Origin of the sequence: Corynebacterium accolens (assembly GCF_023520795.1) — a bacterium.
Lineage (GTDB): Bacteria > Actinomycetota > Actinomycetes > Mycobacteriales > Mycobacteriaceae > Corynebacterium > Corynebacterium accolens.
The window spans coordinates 2,129,023-2,151,628 of record NZ_CP046605.1 but is presented as its reverse complement, the minus strand read 5'-3'; the positions used below and the strand labels follow the sequence as shown (position 1 = coordinate 2,151,628).

Sequence of the window (22,606 nt, the reverse complement as noted above, 5' to 3'; positions counted from 1 at the left end):
CTCAGACCCTCGGTGCCGCGGTGCGTGGGCATATGCGCCGGGAGCATATACACACCAAGACAGTTCGCACTCGGCCGAGTACGAACTGTCCCACTTGTGCAAGTAGCGTGGCCGGAAACGGGGTCAACTCGTCAAAAGTTTACCGGTTTTTCCACAACTTCGAAAGATTACTTTTCGTGCACAGTATTATATGCCGCCATTGCGCGCTTTTTTAAGCGTAGCGCTGCAAGAAAAGAGCCTCCGCGGCGGCGACGTGTTCGATCTCGGTGGGATCGACGGACTCATTGGCGGAGTGGATGGTGCACTTGGGCTCCTCCACGCCGTAGAGGGCGATTTCCGCGTTGGGGTGTGCCTCTTGCAGCTCGGTGGTCAGCGGGATGGAACCGCCCATGCCTTGGGCTGCGGTGTCCTTGCCGTAGGCCTCGGAGAGGCACTGGCCCAACAGTGCCACGGCGGGCTTTTCCGGGTCGGTAGAGAAACCGGCATTGGCCTCCACGACCTCAGCCTTGACGTGCGCGCCCCACGGGGCGTGGTTCTTCACGTGCTCGCAGACGGCCTCGCCGATGGCGCGGGCATCGGTGCCTGCTGGAACGCGCAGGTTCAGCTTGGCGGCCGCGGTAGCGGGCACGGCGTTGACGGCCTCAGCCACCGGGGTAGAGGTAAAGCCGGTTACGGAAAGGGCCGGGCGGGACCACACCATATCCGCCACCGGGGTAGCACCCTCCGGGTCCTTGGATCCCATGATCTCGGTGCCCTCGAGCAGCTGCGCATCGCCGCGGAAGGCCTCGGCCGGGTATTCCTGGCCTTGCCAGTGGGCGCTGGTATCCACGCCATCGATGGTGGTGCGGCCGTATTCATCCGTCAGCGAATCCAGCGTGCGCATGAGCGCCTTCACCGCATCCGGGGCCGCGCCGCCGAATTGGCCGGAGTGTACGGGCGCGGCCAGGGTATTGACCTCGACCTCAATCTGCGCGCCGCCGCGCAGGGAGGTGGTCAAGGTGGGTTGGCCCACGGCGGCATTGCCGGCATCCGCGATCAGGATGGCATCGGCAGCGAAAAGCTCCGGGCGGTCCTTGATGAGCTGGGACAGGCCCTCGCCGCCGCGCTCCTCGGAGCCCTCGATGAGGTACTTCAGGTTCACCTTCGTGCCGCCATTGGCTTCCAGTGCTCGCAGGGCTGCCAGGTGCATGGCCACATTGCCCTTGCAGTCCGCCGCGCCGCGGCCGTACCAGCGGGTGGTGCCCTCGGCATCGGCGCGCTCGGTCAAGGTGAACGGATCGGATTCCCAGGCCGCGCGGTCTCCGGCGGGCACGACATCGTAGTGCGAGTACAACAGGACGGTTTTAGCGCCTTCCTCGCCCTTGCGCTCGCCCAAAATGGCGGTGGAACCATCCGCGGTGGTGATGGTTTCTACCGTTGCCCCGGCCTCTTCCAGCGCGGCCTTTACCCACTGGCTTGCGCCCTGAGCCTGGTCTTCCAAACCTGGCTCATTGTGGACGGAGTTGAATGCCACGAGCTCGCTGAGCTGGCGGAAGATGGTGTCGCGGTCACTGCGTACGCTGTCAATGATATTTGTCATGCACCCCACGGTACCCTGCCGTGCGCGGGCCATAAAGTAAGCCATAAATTAAATGGAATAGGTACGCGGGGCTGCGGTGGCCTAGAATTTTCCCCATCTTCCCGCCAGGTACCTTCCGGTGGCCGACGCGAAGATGGTTGAGATTAAAAACAGTGAAGCAATACTAGAAAGGACCTGGCATGGCGTCTACGCAAGCTCCCGCCGCCGGTTCGCAGGCCAGCCTGCCCGAGTTGACCCTGCGCGGGGTCATCATCGGCGGCCTGATTACCCTCATTTTTACCGCCGCTAACGTCTACCTGGGCCTGAAGGTGGGCCTGACGTTTGCCACCTCTATTCCCGCCGCCGTGATTTCCATGGCGGTGTTGCGCCGGTTTGCCGGGCACAACATCAAAGAAAACAACATTGTGCAGACCATTGCCTCGGCCGCAGGCACGTTGTCCGCCATCATCTTCGTCCTGCCCGGCCTGGTCATGGTGGGCTATTGGCAGGGCTTCGGATTTTTCAAAACCGCAGGCGTCTGCATCATCGGCGGCGTGCTGGGCGTGATGTATTCCATCCCGCTGCGCCGCGCGCTGGTGACCGGCTCCGATCTTCCTTATCCGGAAGGCGTTGCCGCCGCGGAGGTCCTCCGGGTTGGTGATGAAAGCGGCGACGGCGCCAGTCACGGGGAGAATGCCAAGGGCTTGCGCGTTATCGTCGTCGGCGGCTTGGTCTCCGCCGCGATGGCACTATTGACCTCGATGAAGGCCGCGGCCGCTGAGGTTTCTACCTATTTCAAGCTCGGCTCCGGTGCCACCACGCTGGGCGCGAGCCTGTCCACCGCTCTCATTGGCGTCGGCCACCTGGTGGGCCTGCCGGTGGGTATTGCGATGCTGGTCGGCGTGGTCATCTCCTACTTCGTCCTGCTGCCCATCCGCACTTCCGGCGATGTGGGCTCTGCTGCCGCGCTAGCCGATGTCGTCGATCCCACCTTCGCCGATGACATCCGGTTCATCGGCGTGGGCACCATGGCCATCGCCGCTATCTGGACGCTTATCAAGATCGCAGGCCCCATCACGGTGGGCATTCGCCAGTCCTTGGCCTCATCGCGCACCCGCAAATCCGGCGGCACGGTCGATGTCACCGAGCGCGATATCCCGTTCCCGTACGTTGTGACCACGATTGTGGTGCTGATGGTGCCCATCGCGCTATTGCTCTGGGACTTCGTGCAAGGTACCGATATTCATGATCACATGGTGGTGCTCATTACCGTCTCTGTGGTCTTTACCCTGCTGGTTGGCCTAATCATTGCCTCCGTGTGCGGTTATATGGCTGGTTTGATCGGTGCCTCCAACTCGCCGATTTCCTCCATTGGCGTGATCGCGGTGCTTACTGCATCGTTAGTCATCGCGGCCGTGACCCGCGGCAGCAGCGCGGAGCCGCTCTCCCTGGTGGCCTATACGCTCTTTACCGCGGCCATCGTCTTTGGCATCGCCACCATTTCCAATGACAACCTGCAGGATTTAAAGACCGGCCAGCTGGTTGGCGCTACCCCGTGGAAACAGCAGGTGGCGCTGATCATCGGCGTGGTCTTCGGCTCCCTGGTGATCCCGCCCATCCTGCAGCTCATGCTCACCGGATTCGGTTTCCAGGGTATGGAAGGTGCCGGCGAGGATGCCCTTGCTGCCCCACAAGCCGCCCTGATGTCCTCGGTGGCCTCCGGCATTTTTGAAAACTCGCTGAACTGGAGCCTTATCTTTACCGGCATGGGGATTGGCGCCGTCCTTATTGTCGTGGATGAGTGCTTGCACAAGTTCACCTCCAAGGGGTCGCTGTCCCCACTGGCTGTTGGCATGGGCATGTATCTTCCGGCCGCGCTCACCGTCGTCATTCCCATCGGCGCCATCCTGGGTACCTTCTATAACAAGTGGGCCGCACGCCAATCCCGCCCGGATTTTGCCAAGCGCATGGGTACGCTTCTGGCCACCGGTCTCATCGTGGGCGAGTCCCTCTTCGGCGTGGTCAACGCCGCCATTATCGCCGCTTCCGGCGGGGATAGCCCGCTGGAGGTCTTTTCCGGCGGTACCTCCGCGACGGTGCTCGGCATCGTGCTATTTATCGCGGCGCTCAGCTTCATCTACCGCTGGACCGCGCGCAAGGTGCAAGCCCCTGAGCAGACCGAGACCCCTGACAAGGCCCGAGCGGACAATCGCTAGTCCCGTTTACGCGTGGCCCTCATCGGGCCACTCCTTATATATACGGATATGTACGCATGCATCTGGTGCCTCTGCGGGAGGTGCCAGATCGCTAGAGGCAAGCGCGTTGCACCTTGCAGTCGGGGTAGGAGAGTGCCAGAATAGTCGTTAGCACTCGCACAGAATGAGTGCTAGATAAATCTCCATCGTTGTGGTTGAGGTTGGTCCACACTCACCAGCCATGCCGTCGCGGGCGTCCGCAGCGAGAAAGACGTGAGTGTCGTCCTCAATAAATCCAAGGAGCACAAACACTATGGCAAAGATTATCGCTTTTGATGAAGAGGCCCGCCGCGGCCTTGAGCGCGGCCTGAATACTCTGGCTGACGCAGTCAAGGTCACCCTCGGACCTAAGGGCCGCAACGTCGTCCTGGAAAAGTCCTGGGGCGCACCGACCATTACTAATGACGGCGTTTCCATCGCTCGCGAAATCGAACTCGAGGATGCCTACGAGAAGATCGGCGCCGAGCTGGTCAAGGAAGTTGCCAAGAAGACTGATGACGTCGCCGGCGACGGCACCACCACCGCAACCGTTCTGGCACAGGCACTCGTCCGCGAAGGCCTGCGCAACGTAGCCGCTGGTTCCAACCCCATGGGCATCAAGCGCGGCATCGAGACCGCAACCAAGAAGGTTGTGGACTCCCTGCTGTCTTCCGCAAAGGAAGTAGAAACCCAAGAGCAGATCGCCACCACCGCTGGTATTTCCGCTGCAGACCCGGCAATCGGTGAGAAGATCGCTGAAGCTATGTACACCGTGGGCAACGGTTCCGTAAACAAGGATTCCGTTATCACCGTGGAAGAGTCCAATACCTTTGGCGTGGACCTCGAGGTTACTGAGGGCATGCGCTTTGATAAGGGCTACATCTCCGGCTACTTCGCCACCGATATGGAGCGCCAGGAGGCAGTCCTTGAGGACCCATACATCCTGCTGGTGTCCTCCAAGATCTCCAACATCAAGGACCTTGTCCCACTGCTGGAGAAGGTCATGCAGTCCGGCAAGCCACTGCTGATCATCGCCGAGGACGTTGAGGGCGAAGCCCTGTCCACCCTCGTGGTTAACAAAATCCGCGGCACCTTCAAGTCCGTTGCCGTGAAGGCTCCGGGCTTCGGTGATCGCCGCAAGGCCACCCTGCAGGATATGGCCATCCTGACCGGCGGCCAGGTCATCTCCGAAGAAGTTGGCCTCTCCCTCGAGACCGCCGAGCTGGAGTACTTGGGCCAAGCCCGCAAGGTTGTTGTCACCAAGGACGAGACCACCATCGTCCAGGGCGCCGGAACCCAGGAGCAGATCGACGGCCGCATCAAGCAGATCCGCGCTGAGATCGAGAACTCCGATTCCGACTACGACCGCGAGAAGCTGCAGGAGCGCTTGGCTAAGCTTTCCGGCGGCGTTGCCGTCCTCAAGGTTGGTGCCGCTACCGAGGTTGAGCTCAAGGAGCGCAAGCACCGCATCGAGGATGCCGTCCGCAACGCCAAGGCGGCTGTAGAAGAAGGCATCGTCGCCGGCGGTGGCGTTGCCCTACTGCAGGCCGCTTCCGTTCTAGATTCCATCGAGGCTGAAGGCGATGAAGCAACCGGCGTGAAGATCGTCCGCGAGGCACTGTCTGCACCGCTCAAGCAGATCGCTCACAACGCTGGCCTCGAGCCTGGCGTGGTGGCCGACAAGGTCTCCGGCCTGCCTGCCGGCGAGGGCCTCAACGCCGCCACCGGTGAGTACGTCAACCTCATGGAATCCGGCATCAATGACCCGGTTAAGGTCACCCGCTCCGCACTGCAGAACGCTGCATCCATTGCAGCACTGTTCCTGACCACCGAGGCCGTTGTGGCTGATAAGCCAGAGCCTGCCGGCTCCAACAACGCTATGCCTGACGCTGACGCTATGGGCGGCATGGGCTTCTAGGCTAAGAGCCTAGAAAGCCTGCCGTATAGCCCTTATATACGCCTCTCAGGCGATATAAGAGGTATACGTGTCAAGGCCTTAGCGGAGGCACGGTAAGTGTCAATGCGCCCCTTCAATGTGCATATACCGCACAATGGTGGGGCGCTTCGGCGTGTCTAAGGCATTCTGTGCGCTTGTCGTGTTACTGCAACGATGAAATTTCGTTGAATCGCGGCATAAACGACGAAAATGCTAGTCATTGGCGTCTTTCTTGAGTCATGACAGCTTCTTCATGGAGCGCCGAAAACTAGGTGACTGAGGCTAAATAAGTGTCCCCTTACCTGATAACATCAGCCACATACGTCACAATACCCCCCGATGTGGGTACTGGAGCGGGCGATAGGCGCAAGAAAATTTTGGCTGCGTCTACAGACATTAGAGAGTTATGTATATCGGTATTTGCACCCTCGGGTGTTACAGTGTTCACCCGAAATTAACTAAATCGCGGTGCGGGAATACTAAAACCGCAGCTCACAGCCTTGTCTGGACGTCATAAATTCCATCGCGTATCTATATAAAAAACAGGACCATTTCAGTGCAAGTCGAAAAAGGCGAAAATTTTCCGCGAAGTGGACTTGCTTTCAATCGAAGTTGTGCCAAAATATCTCTTGTGACGCCCACTGAGGGTGTCTGCAAACTGCAAACCCCTCCGGGGCAGAAAGCTTCGGACATACTTTAGGAGTTCAATTATGGATCTCTCCACCATCCAGATGCACCTGGACAACTTCGTTACCACTTGGACCCAGTGGCACAACATTGTCGAGGCTGTTCACTCCCTCGTCACCACTGGTAAGGAGAGCTTCGGTGCGGTAAGCTCCAACTTCCCGCTCTTCGCTGGTTCCAGCCACCAGAACGTATACGAATTCTAATTTAATTCTTTTTAAGGAGACACAATGCAAGAGCAACTTTCTTCCTTTGCTTCTAACCTCTACACCTTCGGTGAGGCTATCTACAAGGCGTTCGAACCGTTCTTGAACATCGCTGACGCTGCTTCCAAGCTGCTCGGCATGTTCCAGTAAGAACAGCCTTCTAAAGTGAGCTTATAAAGCTCCTGAAGTAGAATGACCTGTCCCGTTTGGGGCAGGTCATTTTTCGTTTTCTGTTTTATATACCTGTATGCAGGGGCGGCGTTGCCTTTTGGCGCGCTAGAAGCCATCGAACGGGTTACACTAAGTGCATGGCTGATATTAAAGACGACGAACTCCCTGAGATTGACCTTGCAAAGACGGACGGCTTTGTCGTCGATGGAGCGGATGAAGACGATCCGTCGCTGATCATGCCGGATGGTTCTCCCGTGGAGACGTGGCGTGAGAATTATCCTTATGACGAGCGCATGACGCGTGATGAATACGACACTATTAAGCGCTCGCTGCAGATTGAGCTTTTGAAGTGGCAGAACTGGACCAAGGAAACCGGCCAGCGCCATATCATCCTATTTGAGGGCCGCGATGCTGCTGGCAAGGGCGGTACCATCAAGCGCTTTAATGAGCACCTGAACCCGCGTGGTGCGCGCACCGTGGCTTTGGAGAAGCCTTCACCGCGCGAATCCACGTCGTGGTACTTCCAGCGCTATATCGAGCATTTCCCTGCTGCGGGAGAGATCGTCTTTTTTGACCGCTCCTGGTACAACCGCTCCGGTGTGGAACGGGTTATGGGCTTTTGCACCGAGTCCCAGCATGCGGAGTTCCTGCGCGAGGTACCCATGTTGGAAAACATGCTCTTGGGATCGGGTATCTCGTTAACCAAACTGTGGTTCTCGGTTACTAGGAAGGAACAGCGCACGCGCTTTGCCATCCGCCAGATTGATCCGGTGCGCCAGTGGAAGCTCTCGCCGATGGACCTGGCTTCCCTGGATAAGTGGGATGACTACACGCGCGCGAAGGAAGAGCAGTTCCGCTATACGGATACGGAAGAATCGCCGTGGATTACCATCAAGTCCAATGACAAGAAGCGCGCTCGTGTCAATGCGATGCGCTATGTGCTCTCGAAATTCGAGTACACCAACAAGGACCATGAATTGGTGGGGGAGCCGGACACGAACATTGTTAAGCGTGGGCGCGACCAGATTGGTGATTAGTAGCTTTAAGTCTTAGCGCCTTTTGTAGTGGGAAGATCGTGATAATCGGTCTTCCCGCTTTGCTGTGTCTATGGCCTTCACGGCTGAACCGTAGCTGTGGCGAGGGCGTGACTCATGCGGATATTTATTAGGGAATCAGCAGCCATAAATAAAAACTTCTTGAGTTACGTTCCCGGGGAAACTACTATTAGGGTGACCTAAGAGTCATCTTGCCCGTATGCGTGGCATAACCCACATCTAAGGAGTATGTACATGATAAGGAAGAAACTGTGTGTCTTGGCTACCGCGACCGCTGTATCCATGGCACCGATTGCAGTATCGGGAACGCTCACTGCCACCGCATTTGCCGGTGGCGGCGAAGCAGCCGCGGAGGCAGCGGCCGATAAGACCGACGTGCTTGGCCGTTCGACGGTGTCTGATAAGCAGATTGCCGATGAAGACGGCTACTTTGATAGCCACGATGGCGAAGGCGTGAAGATCTACTACCGCAAGCAGCTGGTAGAAAACCCGCGTGGCAATGTCGTATTGGCCCATGGCGTCTCTGAACACTCTGGGCGCTATGACTACGTGGCCAAGCGCCTGCTGGATGCCGGATACAACGTCTACCGCCTGGACCACCGTGGACACGGTAAATCTGCATCCGGCAGCACGCCGCTGGGGCACATTGATAACTTCCAGTACATCCTCAATGACTTCGACCGCGTCGTCGATATGGCCAAGGGCGAGCACCCCGATGTAAAGACCTTCCTGTTGGGTCACTCCATGGGCTCGCTGACCGTGCAGGCGTACGGTATCCGTGAACCTGGCAAGGTCGATGGCATCATCACCAATGGTGGCGGTGCACCATTGAACCTTTCCGGTAAGAAGGCAACCGGCCAGACCGTCACCCCAGAAGAAATTTCTGAGGTGCAAAAGCAGCTCGACCCCACCCTGTTCGAGCGCCTGCCGCTGGCGGATATCACCAGCTTTAACGCCAACTACGCGCAGAACCTAATCCCGCACCGCACCCACATTGGTGCGCAGTCGCCGGAGCTTTCTAAGAAGGTCATGTTGTCTAACCCGTTCACGGAGGGCATTTCCACCAGCCAGGCCGTGAAGGACGAGTACGCTACCAGCCCGCTTATCGCGCAGAAGACCAGCGCCGGTACCGCGCTGCAGCTGGGTGCTATTGCAACCTATGATGCCGTCAATGCGGACTTGTTCACCGCGCCGACGCTTATCATGCACGGCACCAAGGACGGCATTGTTCCGCCGTACTTCTCCCAGGACTGGTACAACTCCATTTCCTCTGAAGATGTGGAATACATCAACTGGGAGGGCCAGAAGCACGAGGTATTTAACGAGCCCGCCGCTGATCAGGCCCTCGATACCGTTGTGGATTGGCTGGACCGCCACGTGTAGAAGATAGCGTGTCTCGGGTTTAATAGGCCCGGCACACAATGACCTGCTTTCCCTGTCGTTGGGTTGGTACTTAGGCTTTAGCGACCTAGGGAAGGTGGGTCATTTATGATTTGTTTGAATTATTTAGACTTGCGTAGAAGGTGTCCAACTCGGTGAGAATTGCTGTTGTGGGCAGGTTTTCCGTGAGGTAAGAGGCTAAATCACGGTCCAACATCGCTGCTACATCTTGGCAGGCCTCGTGGCATTCTCTAGGCCGTAATCGAGTATCTGTGCCCGTGACAGGGATGCCGCGAAGGACTACAGACTCGTGATGCGCAACCCTATTTCTAATTTTCTTTATCTCGAGGATTTTGGAATGAACCCACTTACGGGTCAGACCGTGAGTGGAAAATTCAGGATCTTTCTTCCGAGCTACTGAATTCGCACCTGGAAAGACAGAAATTAAGGCTTGGCGGGACCAAATTCTGTCATGATCAGCATTGTTGAAAGGGGCTGGTAAGCCCGTGGAGCCTCCTGTATCGAGGATATTTGTCCAAGTTCTAAACATGGAAGCAGCAATGACCCGTCCTCCCAGCCTTTTGCTTCGTTCGGTATTCTTGGTGAAGTCTGTTGGCAGGCTATTCCATGCTTCTGTGATATTGTCTCGAACCCGTTTATCGAACCCCATCTCGAGCTTGCAATACCAATCATCTCCGTATTCGGAGCTGAGATATCCAGAAACTGAGTTACGTAATGCTACTTCGATGAAGGCTATCTCATGAAAAAGGGAAGCACTAAGGTGGCGATCGAGTTCGTAGAGCTCAAAAGCCTTATCTGTGGATCCACCAGTTTTTGTAAGGTAGGGCTCCAACCTGTTTTCTGATAACCACTCTTTTTTAATCCGTTTACTACTCATGGCTACCAACTTAAAGGCTCTTTAAAAATATTTTTGATTGAGGCGGCACGTCCGATTATACTCGGTATAGTATTCCCCTCCTCGTGGTGGTCAACCGTTCAGCGGCTTGGCTGAGGAGGGGTCTTTTGCTTACATAACTCCGGATCCAGGCGTGGGCTATCCCCACGGCTCAATGGGGTTGCCCTGCCAGGTGGCGTTGGCGGGGACGCGGTCGCCGCGCATGACCAGGGAACCGGGGCCGACGGTGCTGGATTTACCAATGAGCGAGGCGGGTAGCGCCACCGAGTGGGAGGCGAGCGTGGAGCCGGCCTCGATGGTGACGGTATCCAGGCTCATCACGCGGTCCTGGAAGAGGTGGGTCTGCACCACGGTGCCGGGCCCCACGGAGGCACCGGCGCCGACGTGGCAGAGATCGGTTTCGGGGAACCAGTAGGAATCGATCCAGGCGCCCTTGCCAATGTCCACGCCCAGCCCCCGCAGGCCCAGGTTGATCTCTCCTGTGCCGTAGGTGTGCTGGAAGAACCACGGGGCGGCGACGACCTCTACGAAGGTGTCTTGTAGCTCGTTGAGCCAGACGAAGGCGCTCCACAGCGGGTGGTCGGCCGCGCTGTGGGTGCCCACGCAGATCCACTTCACGGCGATGGTCACCGCTATGGCGATAGCGCCCATGGCCATGAGCACGAGGCCGGAAAGGGCCCAGGTGGTGGGGAAGCCGACATCGGCAAGCAGGTAATACAGCGTCCCCAGGGTGGCGGCCAACAGCATGGCAGAAAACATCGGTGCCAGCAGGCGCATGGTTTCCACAACACCGCGGGCGGCCTTGAGCTTGAAGCCGGGGTTATAGGTTAGCGCTTCAGCGGACTCGCCGGGGGCGTCGATTTGGGCGGTGACGCGGCGCATGCGCTCTGGCGGCGAGCCCCACCAGTTGGCTCCCGATTTGGTCTTCTTCGGCGTGGAAGAAAGCACGGCGACCAAGGAATTCTTGGATAGCTTGCGGCCGGGTGCGGTGATGCCTGAATTGCCCACGAAGGAGCGCTTGCCCACCTTGGTCTCCCCGGTGTGGATCCACCCGCCGCCGAGCTCGTAACCACCGATCATGGTGTCATCGGCAAGGAAGGCGCCGTCTTTGACATCGGTAAGCGCGGGGATCATCACGGCAGTGGAAATCTCCACGTTGGCGCCTATGCGCGCGCCCAAAGCGCGCAACCACCGCGGGGTCAGCTGCGAAGCATATAGCGGGAAGAGCTGCGTGCGGGCCTCATCCATGAGGCGCTCGATGGCCCAGAGGCGCCAACCGGCAGCAGAGCGCACCGGGTTCACGCCGGGCGAGATGCCGATGGACAATATGCGCACGCCCAGCCAGGTCTGCAGCATGTAGGTGGCAAAGGCCACGAGTGCCGCGAGGGGAGCGAAGAGCACCGCGCCGATGAAGCGGTTGCCGGCCGTGGAATGCAACAGCGCCAAATCCACGATGGCGCCGACAAGCACCGCGATGAGTGGCTGCGCGGCCAGGAAGAGCGAGGTTGCACCGTAAATGGCTACCCACCAGGGGCGGCGCTTTGGTGGCTTGGAGGGGAAGCGGTGCTTGGAGCGGCCCACCTTTTTGGCGGGCGAGCCGGACCAACGCTGGCCGTCCTTGATTTTCTTGCGGCCGGTAACGGTGGAACCCGCCTCCACGTGGGCGTACTTGCCCACCACGGTGCCGGGCAGCAGGGTGGAGCGCGCTCCCACGCGGGCGCCTTCCTTGATATCGATGGCACCAACGTGGAGTACGTCGCCGTCGAGCCAGTAGCCGGTGAGATCGACCTCGGGTTCCACGGCGGCGTGCTTGCCCAAGGTGAGCAGGCCCGTTACCGGCGGTAGCGAGTGTAGATCCACCCCGCGCTTCATCTTCACGCCCAAGGCGCGGGCGTAGTTATTGACCCAGGTGGCACCGGCAATCGAGCGCGAACCGGAGGCATCGGCCCACCGCTCCGCGGCCCAGATGCGCAGGTGGGTCGAACCACCGCGCGGGTAATCGCCGGGCGTGATGCCTGCGGTAATCAGGCGCGCGCCAAAGCCGCCGATGGGGATGCGGCCCAGCGGCGTGGCAAAGATGAGCACTAGCGCAATGACCAGCCACCACGGGAAGGACTGCGCCCAAGTAACGCCCAGGGCAGAGGCCACGGTCGAGCCCAGCATGAGCCAGGCTAGCCAGGTGGTCGCCGCCAGCGTCATGGCGGGGATCTGCAACAGCGTTTGGGCCACGCGGGTCTTCGCGCCCACGGGCGTGACCTCACGCAGCGGTTTTTGTTGCTCCGCTTCGGGGCGCGGTTCGGCGCCGGCGATGAGCTCTGCCAGCGAACCCAGGCGCGGGTGGTCATAGAGATCGCGCACGGCCACGGTGGGGTAGCGATCGCGGATGTGGCCCACCAGCGTCGCCGCGGCCAGGGAGGTACCGCCAAGGTCGAAGAAATCGGCGTTCTCATCCTCCACGGAGACGCCGAGGGTCTCGACCCAGAGCTCGGCGAGCCACTTCTCGGTCTCTGTCAGCGTGGTCGATTCCACGCCGACGCCGGGTAGCGGCCACGGCAGGGCCTTCTTATCCACCTTGCCGGAGGTGCGCACCGGCAGCTCATCCATCACGCAGATGCGCGGGACCAGCGCCGCGGGCATGGTTTCCGCCAGGCGTTCGTGGGCCACGCCGTGGTTAAAACCGCGCGCCTCATCTTCCAGCGAGACATACCCCACCAGCACGGATTCGCCGCCGGGGGTCTTTTGCACGGCCACAGCGGAGTTATAGACGTTATCCAACGCGGCGACGTTCGCGTCCACCTCACCCAGCTCAATGCGGCGCCCGCCAATCTTTACCTGGTCATCCACGCGGCCCACAAAATACAGGCCGTCTTCTTCCAAGCGCACGTGGTCGCCGGTGCGGTAGGCGCGCTGCCAGCCCATGGATTCCAGCGGCGCGTATTTCTCCGCATCCTTCTGCGGGTCTAGGTAGCTGGCCAGGCCCACGCCACCGATGACCAATTCGCCGGTTTCGCCTAGGGCAACGGGCTGGCCCTGCTTATCGATGACCACCAAATCCCACCCATTCAGCGGCAGCCCGATCGATACCGCGTGCCCCGGGATCATCCGTTGCGCGCAGGCGACGACGGTGGCCTCCGTGGGGCCGTAGGTATTCCACATCTCGCGCTCCTCGGTGGCCAGGCGGTCCACCAATTCCTGGGAGCAGGCCTCGCCACCGACGATGAGCAGGCGGATATTATCCAGCGCCTCCGCAGGCCACAGGCCCGCCAGGGTAGGGACCGTGGAGACGACGGTGATATCGCGGCGAATCAGCCACGGGCCGAGGTCCATGCCGGACCGCACCAAGGAACGCGGGGCTGGGACCAGGCAGCCGCCGTGGCCCCAGGCCAGCCACATCTCCTCGCAGGATGCATCGAAGGCAACGGAAAGCCCAGCCAGCACGCGGTCTTCCGGGCCAAGCGGGCCGTGGGGATGATCGATGAGGAAGAGGCTGGCCTCCGCATCCACGAAGGCGGCCGCAGAGCGGTGGCTTACGGCCACGCCCTTTGGCTTGCCCGTGGATCCGGAGGTAAAGATGATCCACGCGGTGTCCTCGGGACGAGGGGCCTCGAAGGCGTGGTCCTTATCGCCGTGGGCCTCACGGCGCGGTGATTTACGCAGGAAGCGGAAGCCCTCATCGCTAAAGAGGCCGTCGATGTCGGCCTCGCCAAAGACCATCTCCGCGCGCTCATCCGGATCGTCCGCGTCCACCGGCACGTAGGCCGCGCCGGCGGCCAGGGTGGACAAGATGGCGAGGTAAAGATCCCGCTTGCCGGAAGTCATCCGGATGCCGATGCGATCGCCCCGGCGCACGCCATTGACGTGCAGCTCCGCGGCCCACAGTTGGACCTCGTGGACGAGTTCGGCGTAGGTGATGATTTCGCCATCGTCAAGCGCGGCGGCTTCCGGGTGGATCTCCGCGGTGGTGGTAATGATGTCCCACAGCGTGCGCGGGCGCGGGGCCAGATCGCGCAGGAGGTACTGCTGCGGGACGCTAGGTCTACTACATTCTTCGGGCTCGTCCATCCTTATGCCTCGTCCTCGTCCGCGGCGATGATGGCTTTGGCCAGCTTTCGCAGGTGCTTGAGCTGCTTATTGGTGGATACGTCGAGCGCGTCATCCTCGGCGGAGGCGACGAGCTCCGCCAGGTCCTTGTGGGTCTTGGTGCCCTTCTTGGTGCACGCCACGATTTGGCGGCGGCGGTCCTTGGGATCGCGCTCGCGCTTGGCCCAGCCGCGGTCCTCGAGGGCATCAATAAGCCTCACCATATCGGAGGCGTCGATGGCCAAGGTCTCAGACAGGAAGGACTGGGAGGCGGCATCCGCCTCCACGAGGCAGGTAAGCACCCAGAATTCGCGGATTGTGGTCTGCTTGGTCTGCAGGGCTGCCTCGACGCCATCGCGGGTGCGGCGGCGCAGGCGCTCTAGCTGGAAGGATGGGGATTCGAGCAGGGAGGTGGGTATGCCGGAATTATTAGTGGAAGACATACCATCATCATAATCTCAAAAGATGGGTAAAGGCCAATTAATCGCGGATAACGGGCAGGCCATCAGCCTCCCACTGGCTGGTGCCGCCCTCGACATTAATAACATCCCAGCCCAGGGCGTGTTCCAGGTACTGGCAGACCTGCGCGCTGCGCCCGCCCGAGTGGCAGATGACATAAATATCGTGGTCCGGGTCGATTTCCTGGATACGACCCGTTATCTCACTCATGGGAATATGGGTGGCACCCTGCGCGTGCACGGTGGCCCATTCGTCGTTTTCGCGCACATCGATAAGCTGCGCGCCTGCGGGAACTTCGGTTGGCTGTACGTTTTGCATACCCCGCAGTCTACGTGCCGCGCGCTAGCCGCCGTAGGTGGCCGCGGACAGGTACTGCAAGATCGCCTTCACGCGGCGGTTATCCTCGCTGGGATCCAGGCGCAGCTTGGTAAAGATATTGGACACGTGCTTGGCCACCGCGGCATTCGAGAGCACCAGCTCGGCGGCGATATCCTTATTGGACTTCCCGCGCGACATCAGCTCCAGGACCTCGCGCTCGCGCGGGCTCAGCTCGCCCAACCCGCTGCGCCCGGAGCGCATCAGCGCCTGCGCCACCGTCGGATCGATGACCGTGCCGCCCTGGGCCACCACCTCCAGGCTGGCCAGGAAATCGCGCACCTCAGAGACGCGATCCTTAAGCAGGTACCCGGTGCCCGCATCCGGCGAATCAAACAGTGCCACCGCATACGCCGGCGCCACGTACTGCGATAGCACCATCACCGGCAGGCCCGGATAGGCGCGGCGCAGCGCCACCGCCGCCTTCAGCCCATCATCGCCCATCTCCGGAGGCATGCGCACATCCGTTATCACCACATCCGGCAACTGGGCACTCAGCTTGCCGATGACCCCCTCCAGCTCCACCGCCGTCCCCGCCCTGCCCACAACCTCGTGGCCGCGGCGCTCCAAGAGCCCGGCAAGGCCCTCGCGCAGGATCGCGGAGTCATCCGCAATCACAATCCTCAATCCACTCATGCTGATACTCCTGTCTGCCCGCGCTCCAAAAGGAGCGGAATCGTGCACCTTACCCGCGTTGGGCCTCCCTCCGGCGAGGACAGCGACATCTTCCCGCCAAAGGCTGCGAGCCGCTCGGCCATGCCGGCCAGCCCGCGCCCCGGCTCCACCTGCGCTCCGCCCGGGCCCTCATCCACAACCGAGATGCGCAGCGCCGCATCCGAGGTGATGAGCACCGAAACCGGCGCGCCCGGCGCGTGCTTGGCGGCATTGGTCAGCGCCTCGGTGCCAAAGAAATAACCGCAGGCCAGCACGCTGGCGGAAAGCCGCGGCAACGGGTGTGGGGCGTAGACGCTGACGTGGGGGCCGTGGGCGGAGGCGGCATCGGCAAGCGCGGCCACCAAACCGTGATCCTGGAGGACCTGCGGGTGAATGCCGTGCACCGTCGCGCGCAGCGAACGCAGGCCGCGATCCACGTCCTGCTTCGCGGCGGTGAGCAGCTCGGCCTCGGTGCCGGTGGCATCCAGCAGGGCCTCACCGAGCTTCATGCTGGCCGCCACCAAATATTGCTGCGCGCCATCGTGCAGATCCCGCTCGATGCGGGCGCGCTCTACCTCGTAGGCATCCGCGATCGCGCGGCGCGAGGCCGTCAGCTCCGCGATGACCCGCGCCTGCTGCTCCTCATTGCTGGTGGCCTGCTTCTTGCTGAAAATCACGCCCCCAAGCCTAATCGCGCGCGCCCCAGGCAGGGGTAAAGCTAGCACTACCCGGAAAGTATCCTTAGCGCTGTAGGAATAGCGCGCCCGGCACGGTGAAATGAACAGCATGACACAAACACTTTCCCTCCACGACATCACGAAGGACTTCGGCGGCGGCCCCGTGCTGGCCGGCATCACCCTGGACATCACCCCGGGCGAGCTCGTCGCCATCATGGGGCCCTCCGGCTCCGGCAAATCCACGCTGCTGCACTGCATGTCCGGCGTGCTCACGCCCACCGACGGCAGCGTCCGCTTCGGCGACGCGGACATCTCCACGCTTTCCGATGCCGCCCGCTCCCGCACCCGCCTCCGCCACTTCGGCTTCGTTTTCCAAGACGGCCAGCTGCTCCCGGAGCTGACCAACCTGGACAACGTCGCGCTGCCTGCGATGCTCAACGGCATGGGCCGGCGCGCGGCCCGCACGAAGGCGCTGTCACTGCTCGACCAGCTGGGGCTCGGCGACCTCGCGGACCGCCGCCCCGCCCAAGTCTCCGGCGGCCAGGCCCAGCGCGTGACCATCGCCCGCGCCCTCGTGGCCAACCCCAGCGTCATCTTTGCCGATGAACCTACCGGCGCCCTCGACCAAGCCACTGGCCACGAGGTCATGCAGATGCTGACCACCACCGTGCGCCAATCCGGCGCCAGCCTGGTCATGGTCACCCACGACCCCAAGGTGGCGGACTGGATGCAGCGCCGCGTGGAAATCCGCGACGGCATCATTCACGATGACCGCCGCCTGGGGGTGCAGCCATGAACACCGCGACCCTAGTCCTCAGCCTCCAACGCGAATCCGTCCGTGCCCGCTCCGGTGCGGGCATTGTCAGCGTGCTGGCCATCGTGAGCCTGACGCTGGGTTCTGCCATCGCCTTTCTCGTCGCCGGCGGCACCTGGATGTTCTGGCAGCGCGTTCATCACCCAGAAGACGCCGTGCCCGCCCTGCGCGCCGCCGCCGGCGAAAACCCGGAAAACTACTTCATGCCCTGGTTCGTCCTCGCGCTCATGGCCTGCGCCTTCATCGTTCCCGCACTCTTCAACCTGACCGCGCAGGCCGCCGTCCTCGGCGCCTCCGGCCGGGAACAGCGCCTGTCCACCCTCCGCCTTTTGGGCCTAAGCTCCCACCAGGTCGAGCGCATGGCCGCCGTGGAGACCGGCATCCAAGCCCTCATCGGCATCGTGCTGGGCTGGCTCATCAGCGTGCTCATCGCCCCCGTCTTCACACACGTGAAATTCCAGGACCGCCCCGTCGCCTTCGAGGAAATCATCCTGCCCTGGTGGGGATACCTCGCGGTGGCCGCAGTCCTTTTCCTCCTCGCCCTCGCCGCGGCCCTTGCTGGCATGTGGCGCGTGCGCGTCAGCCCCCTCGGCGTGGCTAAACGCCAGATGCCCGCCGCTTTCCGATGGTGGCGCCTCATCGCCTTCCTCCTCATCGTCATCGTCGGCGGTGTCCTGCTCAAAGGCCAATCCGGTACCCCCGAAATCTCCATGGTCGTCCCGCTCTTCGCGGTGATCATGAGCATCAACCTGGTCGCGCCCTACCTCCTGCAACTCGGCGCGCGCCTTTTGGCTTTGCTCCCCGGCACCGCGCACCTCGTAGCCTGCCAGCGCGTGGGCGCCAACGCCCGCCGCGCCTGGCGGCAAAGCGCGGCCATCGGCTTCTTCGGCTTCCTCGCCGGCTTCCTGATGGGCTCGCCCAATGGCACCGATGCCCTCGCCACCGCTCTGAAAGAAGAACAAGAAACGGGCATCGTGTTCCGAGACGTCTCCACCGGGGTCGTCCTGACCTTGCTCTTCGGCTTCGCGCTGACCAGCATGTCCATCTTCCTCGGCCAAGTATCGTCCGCCTTCGAGGACAAGGAACTCATCCGCTCCCTCGACCTGATGGGCGTGCCGCGCCGCTTCCAATTCCGCACGAACACCCTCGCCGTGATGGGACCCATCGTCGCGCTCAGTATCTTCGGTTTCCTCTTCGGTGCCGGCATCGCCGGCACAATGTTCTTGAGCATCGTCTGGGACGAAGGCGTCGACCTCGCCGAACGGCTCCTCATTTCCTTCAGCTTCCTCGCCGTGGGCTGGGCGGTGACCTTCCTCGCCATCGCGCTCGTCGAGCCCCTGCGCGGTCACGTTCTCCGCAGTGGCCGCCGCAAGGAATAGCCGGTTTCCTCGGGCGCGCCGGGCTGTGGTTCTGGGGTTTTGGCCTTGGCCCTGGCCCAGACTCTGGCCCGGTTGGGCCTATGCCCGGCCTTGCGCTGGTCAGCTGTTGAGCCAGCCTTGCTTCAGCGCCGCGCGCTTTCATGCCGCCACAAGCGGTGCCACTGCCAGGGAGGACGCGCAAAGGGTCGCTTATTCTTTGCCGTGGCCATTACCTGCTGCACCACGAAATCTGGGTAGTGGTCAATCGTCGTCGCGGTGAAGTGGAGGGGCTTCCAGCCGCGATGGACGGCATCGTTAAGCTTGTGCCTGTCCAACTCAAACTGGCGGCGATTTTCGCCCCGGTGGTAGGCGTAGCCATCGACCTCGATGGCGATTTTGTGCTCCTTAATCATCAGATCCCAGTGGTAGGGGCCTATTTTTATATTGTTCTGGACCGCGAAATGCGGCGCGAGGGCGCGCGTTAACTGGCGCTCCGGCACGCTATCCGTGCCGATGATCGCCCTGTCCAACGCACGCTTTACCGGCCGCGGAAACCGCTGGTAGTCCAGCTTATTCAGCTCCAGCCGGCTGACCCCATCTTTGCCGGAATAAAAGTCCTCGAGGAAGGCGACCGCATCATCCTCCGGCATCGCCTCGACCGCCTGCAGTGGATTGCATACGGTGACGCCGTCCCAGGTCAACGCGCCCTTCGGCCTGGCGCGGCGGGAGGTGAAATACTTACTCGACGGCAGCGATGAGCTGCGCAGGAATTCCAGCGGAAAGCGCAGCGGCTTCTCCACGTGCTTGAGCGCGGCCGAGTAACCGTCGAGCGCGCAATCCGGCCACTCCTCGCTCATGATGCGCGCGAGCTGGTTTGGCGTCGGCTCCTCTGACAGGCAGAAGCCGTTCGCGATCCGGACGGCGCCGTGGCGTACCGCTTGCTGAGCGGCACTTTTCCCCCGAAAAATCTCCATTTGTATCCCTCGATCCCCCGAAGCGAAGGTTGTGTGGCGCGGTTGGGCGCTTGTTTGATGCGATCTTGATGCGTTTTAACAAATAGCGGCCTCAAACCCCGCGGTTTCCGCGGCCTATTTGCAAAAACGCATCAGCTGGGCCTCAAAACAGACTTCACGGCCCTAAAACGCCGAGCTCGGCCCCGCAAAAGCGCGGGCCGAGACCTAAGAGCCCCCGAAGCCCCCGCAAACCCCGCGACCTACTTCAGGCGAGCCTTGGCCTCTTCCAAAATCTTCTCAGCCTCGGCCTTGTCGCCCCAGCCGGAGCCGGAAACTTCCTTGTTGGGCTCGAGGTCCTTGTAGTGCACGAAGAAGTGCTCGATTTCGTCCTTGATGTGCTGTTCCACATCGTCGATGTCCTGGTAGCGCTCCCAGCGCGGGTCATCGATGACGGCGAGCAGCTTGTCGTCGCCGCCGGCCTCGTCGGTCATCTTGAACACGCCGACGATGCGGGCTTCAACGATGACGCCGGGGAAAACGGGCTCGGGGAGGATGACGAGGGCGTCGAGGGGGTCGCCGTCTTCGCCAAGCGTGTGGTCGATGAAGCCGTAGTCGGCGGGGTAGGCCATTGGGGTGAACAGGTAGCGGTCCAGGTAGACCTTGCCGGACTCGTGGTCCACCTCGTACTTATTGCGGGAGCCCTTTGGGATTTCAATGGTTACTTCAACGCTCACAGCGATGTCCTCCATGTGGGATTGGGTGTTAATTACCGTCAATAGTCTAGCGCGTCGTCCATCCGCGCTAGGGTTGGTGGCGATGAAAGCTAAGAAGGTTTGGTGGTCAGTAACCGCGCTGGTGGTCACGGCGGCGGTCGGGGGCACGGCTGCGCTGGGGGTTACCATCCAGCGCGAGTACGGCGATCTTTCGCATGGCGAGGCCGAAACGGTCCAGGCCCCGGAAAATCCCCTGCAGCCGGCTAAGGCGCAGGACGTGGATTTTGCGGCGCTCAGCGCAAAGCTCGATGAGCTGGGCAAGAACGAGGATTTGGCCACCTTTGGCGGGCAGGTCATCGATAGTGAGACCGGCACGGTGGTGTGGGAGCGCGCTGCGGATAAGGCGCTGACCCCGGCTTCCTCGACGAAGGTGCTGACCACCGCCGCGGCAACGCTGGCCCTGGATGAGTCCAAGCGGATTACCACCAAGGTCTACCGCGGCAAGGACCCGAACAACGTGGTGATCAAGGCGGCTGGCGATGTCTGGATGACCAACGAGCAGCTCGATGACCTGGCGAATCAGATTAAAAAGACCGGCACCCAGGTGGCGGGCGTGTACATCGATACCTCCGCGTGGGCGGGCGAGCCCCAGGCGCCGGGCTGGGATCCGGAGAACGTGGATGAGGGCTTCGTCGCGCCCATGGAGCCGGCCATGCTCTACGGCGGGCGGATCGGCGCTACGGAGGGCGATGTCCCGCGCAGCCACACCCCGGCCCTCGACGTCGCGGGCGAGCTGGCCAAGCGCCTGGGCACGGATAAATTCGCCCCCGGCACGGTGACGGAAGGCGCGGAGGAGCTGGCCAGCGTCGAGTCGGCGCCCCTCAGCGAGCGCGCGCTGGAGATGGTGCGGCATTCCGATAACGTCATGGCGGAGGCCATTGCCCGCGAGCTTGCCGATGCCCGCGGCAAACAGCCCAGCTTCCAGGCCGACACCCAAGCCACGCTGGACGTGCTCCGTGAGCACGGGTTCGATGTCAGCGGCGTGGATATCAAGGACAACTCGGGTCTTTCTGTAGATAATCGGTTGAGCGCGAGCGTGCTGGCGGAGATTGTCAACGGCGCGGTCGAAGAACCGCAGCTGCGCCCCTTGGCGGCGTATTTGCCGGTGGCCGGTGGTGACGGCACGCTGCACGAGCGCTACGGGGAGTCCGCGGCGCGCGGGTTTGTCCGGGCGAAGACCGGCACGTTGACCGGCGTCTCCGCACTGGCGGGCACCGCGCAGGGCCAGTCCGGGCGCGTGTATTCCTTTGCGTTCTTGGTCAATGATGGCGAGATTATGGCAGCGCGCGCGGCCCAAGATGACCTCGCCGCGGCGCTGCACGAGTTCTAAATGAGTCCACAGCCTGGAGTAACGCCGTTTTGGCCGCGGGTTTCGCCGCATTTTTTGGCCTGCCGGCGCGCGGTCCGCGCGGCACGGATGGATCGCACCGTGGGAGTGGGGCTATCCGGCGGTGCGGATTCCTTGGCGCTGTGCGCGGCGATGATCGCGGAGGGCCACGACGTGATCGCGCTATGCGTCGACCACGGATTGCAGGATGGTTCGCGTGAGCAGGCTGAGAAGGCCGCTTGGCAAGCAGAGAGCTTGGGCGCGCGGGCACGGGTGCTCGTGGTACGGGTGCCGGAGGAAGCGGGGAATTCGCTGGAAGCGGTGGCTAGGCAAGCGCGCTACCAAGCGATGTCCGCAGCCGCGCGCGAAGACGGAGCTTCGCGCAGAGGAGGAGGGCCGCTGGAGATTGCCGTGGCGCACACGGCCGATGACCAGGCGGAAACGCTCCTTCTTGGCGCCCTGCGCGGCCGGGTGGCCGGCATGCCGGAGCGAGCAGTGGTCGAAGGCGCGCGGGTGGTGCGGCCATTTCTGCAGGTACGCCGTGCCGATACGGAAGGTGCGTGCGCGGAGCTGGGGCTGGACGTGTGGCAGGACCCGCAGAACGCGGATACGGATTTTCGGCGGGTAGCGCTGCGCCGGGAGATCATCCCAGAGTTGTCGCGGGTCATCGGCGGCGATGCGGTGCCGGCGCTGGCGCAGGCGGCGATGGATACCGCGCGCGATGAAGAATACCTCGCCACGGCGGCCACCGCGGACTGTGCGGAATTGGCCGCGCTGCCGGAGCCGCGACGCCGGCGCGCTATTGCGGCCTGGCTCATCGAGCGGGGAGTGAAGGTGACGAGGGAGGGGATCGGGGGCATCGGCAAGCTGTGTACCAACTGGCACGGACAAGGGCCGGTGGCTGTGAGTTCGGCGCGGCAGGCGGGGCAGAGGTTGGAAGTAGCACGTATAGGTGGCAAACTGGCACTATTGTCTGGTCATTAAAGGAGCGCACAC

Annotated in this window: 19 protein-coding genes; 10 read left to right on the top strand and 9 right to left on the bottom strand. The window is 61.9% G+C overall.

Annotated features, from left to right (window positions below):
- Positions 1-211: 211 nt before the first annotated feature.
- A complete protein-coding gene (locus tag CACC_RS10215) occupies positions 212-1,579 on the bottom strand; it encodes a dipeptidase (protein WP_035108558.1) in 1,368 nt (455 codons plus the stop codon).
- 179 nt (positions 1,580-1,758) lie between these two features.
- On the opposite strand from CACC_RS10215, the gene CACC_RS10210 reads away from it, so the two are divergent.
- From CACC_RS10210 to CACC_RS10190, 6 genes are all read left to right on the top strand, one after another.
- Entirely contained in the window at positions 1,759-3,774 is a 2,016-nt protein-coding gene (locus CACC_RS10210; protein WP_005279470.1) for an OPT family oligopeptide transporter, read from the top strand.
- A gap of 292 nt (positions 3,775-4,066) precedes the next feature.
- Positions 4,067-5,710: a chaperonin GroEL gene (gene groL, locus CACC_RS10205; protein WP_005279471.1), complete on the top strand. Its 1,644-nt coding sequence runs from the start codon at positions 4,067-4,069 to the stop codon at positions 5,708-5,710.
- Between the two features lie 728 nt (positions 5,711-6,438).
- Positions 6,439-6,618, top strand: coding sequence for a hypothetical protein (locus tag CACC_RS10200; RefSeq protein WP_005279472.1), 180 nt, complete (start codon positions 6,439-6,441; stop codon positions 6,616-6,618).
- Between the two features lie 24 nt (positions 6,619-6,642).
- Complete coding sequence (locus tag CACC_RS11640; protein WP_005279473.1) at positions 6,643-6,768, top strand: hypothetical protein; 126 nt, start codon at positions 6,643-6,645, stop codon at positions 6,766-6,768.
- A 158-nt stretch (positions 6,769-6,926) separates the two neighbouring features.
- Positions 6,927-7,826 carry a polyphosphate kinase 2 gene (gene ppk2 / locus CACC_RS10195; protein WP_005279474.1) on the top strand — a complete coding sequence of 300 codons (900 nt, stop codon included), beginning with the start codon at positions 6,927-6,929 and terminating at the stop codon, positions 7,824-7,826.
- A gap of 252 nt (positions 7,827-8,078) precedes the next feature.
- Positions 8,079-9,227: an alpha/beta hydrolase gene (locus CACC_RS10190; protein ID WP_035108530.1), complete on the top strand. Its 1,149-nt coding sequence runs from the start codon at positions 8,079-8,081 to the stop codon at positions 9,225-9,227.
- Between the two features lie 103 nt (positions 9,228-9,330).
- Here CACC_RS10190 and CACC_RS10185 read toward each other — a convergent pair whose 3' ends face one another.
- The 6 genes from CACC_RS10185 to CACC_RS10160 form a co-directional block, all read right to left on the bottom strand.
- Positions 9,331-10,122, bottom strand: coding sequence for an Abi family protein (locus tag CACC_RS10185; RefSeq protein ID WP_023029258.1), 792 nt, complete (start codon positions 10,120-10,122; stop codon positions 9,331-9,333).
- 156 nt (positions 10,123-10,278) lie between these two features.
- A complete protein-coding gene (locus CACC_RS10180; RefSeq protein WP_005279476.1) occupies positions 10,279-14,202 on the bottom strand; it encodes a Pls/PosA family non-ribosomal peptide synthetase in 3,924 nt (1,307 codons plus the stop codon).
- Positions 14,203-14,204: 2 nt separating this feature from the next.
- On the bottom strand, positions 14,205-14,663 hold the full coding sequence (locus tag CACC_RS10175) for a MarR family winged helix-turn-helix transcriptional regulator (protein WP_005279478.1): 459 nt from the start codon (positions 14,661-14,663) through the stop codon (positions 14,205-14,207).
- A gap of 37 nt (positions 14,664-14,700) precedes the next feature.
- Entirely contained in the window at positions 14,701-14,997 is a 297-nt protein-coding gene (locus CACC_RS10170; protein WP_005279479.1) for a rhodanese-like domain-containing protein, read from the bottom strand.
- 24 nt (positions 14,998-15,021) lie between these two features.
- Positions 15,022-15,690 carry a response regulator transcription factor gene (locus CACC_RS10165; protein ID WP_005279481.1) on the bottom strand — a complete coding sequence of 223 codons (669 nt, stop codon included), beginning with the start codon at positions 15,688-15,690 and terminating at the stop codon, positions 15,022-15,024.
- Positions 15,687-16,496 carry a sensor histidine kinase gene (locus CACC_RS10160; RefSeq protein ID WP_005279483.1) on the bottom strand — a complete coding sequence of 270 codons (810 nt, stop codon included), beginning with the start codon at positions 16,494-16,496 and terminating at the stop codon, positions 15,687-15,689. The genes CACC_RS10165 and CACC_RS10160 overlap by 4 nt, the downstream gene beginning before the upstream one ends.
- Here CACC_RS10160 and CACC_RS10155 point away from each other — a divergent pair.
- Together CACC_RS10155 and CACC_RS10150 are read left to right on the top strand one after the other, a co-directional pair.
- The gene (locus CACC_RS10155) at positions 16,495-17,181 is read left to right on the top strand and encodes an ABC transporter ATP-binding protein (protein WP_005279485.1); all 687 of its coding nucleotides are present in this window, start codon (positions 16,495-16,497) and stop codon (positions 17,179-17,181) included. The genes CACC_RS10160 and CACC_RS10155 overlap by 2 nt on opposite strands.
- Positions 17,178-18,578 (top strand): FtsX-like permease family protein, encoded by a 1,401-nt coding sequence (locus CACC_RS10150; protein WP_005279487.1) that lies wholly within the window; start codon positions 17,178-17,180, stop codon positions 18,576-18,578. The genes CACC_RS10155 and CACC_RS10150 overlap by 4 nt, the downstream gene beginning before the upstream one ends.
- 122 nt (positions 18,579-18,700) lie before the next feature.
- Here the strand turns inward: CACC_RS10150 and CACC_RS10145 are convergent, their stop codons facing one another.
- Both CACC_RS10145 and CACC_RS10140 read right to left on the bottom strand, forming a co-directional pair.
- Positions 18,701-19,531: a DUF559 domain-containing protein gene (locus CACC_RS10145; protein ID WP_005279489.1), complete on the bottom strand. Its 831-nt coding sequence runs from the start codon at positions 19,529-19,531 to the stop codon at positions 18,701-18,703.
- 239 nt (positions 19,532-19,770) lie between these two features.
- Entirely contained in the window at positions 19,771-20,244 is a 474-nt protein-coding gene (locus CACC_RS10140) for an inorganic diphosphatase (RefSeq protein WP_035108560.1), read from the bottom strand.
- Positions 20,245-20,326: 82 nt separating this feature from the next.
- Between CACC_RS10140 and dacB the strand changes: the two genes are divergently transcribed.
- Together dacB and tilS are read left to right on the top strand one after the other, a co-directional pair.
- Entirely contained in the window at positions 20,327-21,613 is a 1,287-nt protein-coding gene (gene dacB / locus CACC_RS10135) for a D-alanyl-D-alanine carboxypeptidase/D-alanyl-D-alanine endopeptidase (protein ID WP_035108533.1), read from the top strand.
- A complete protein-coding gene (gene tilS / locus CACC_RS10130; RefSeq protein ID WP_035108535.1) occupies positions 21,614-22,594 on the top strand; it encodes a tRNA lysidine(34) synthetase TilS in 981 nt (326 codons plus the stop codon).
- The last annotated feature ends 12 nt before the right edge of the window (positions 22,595-22,606 follow it).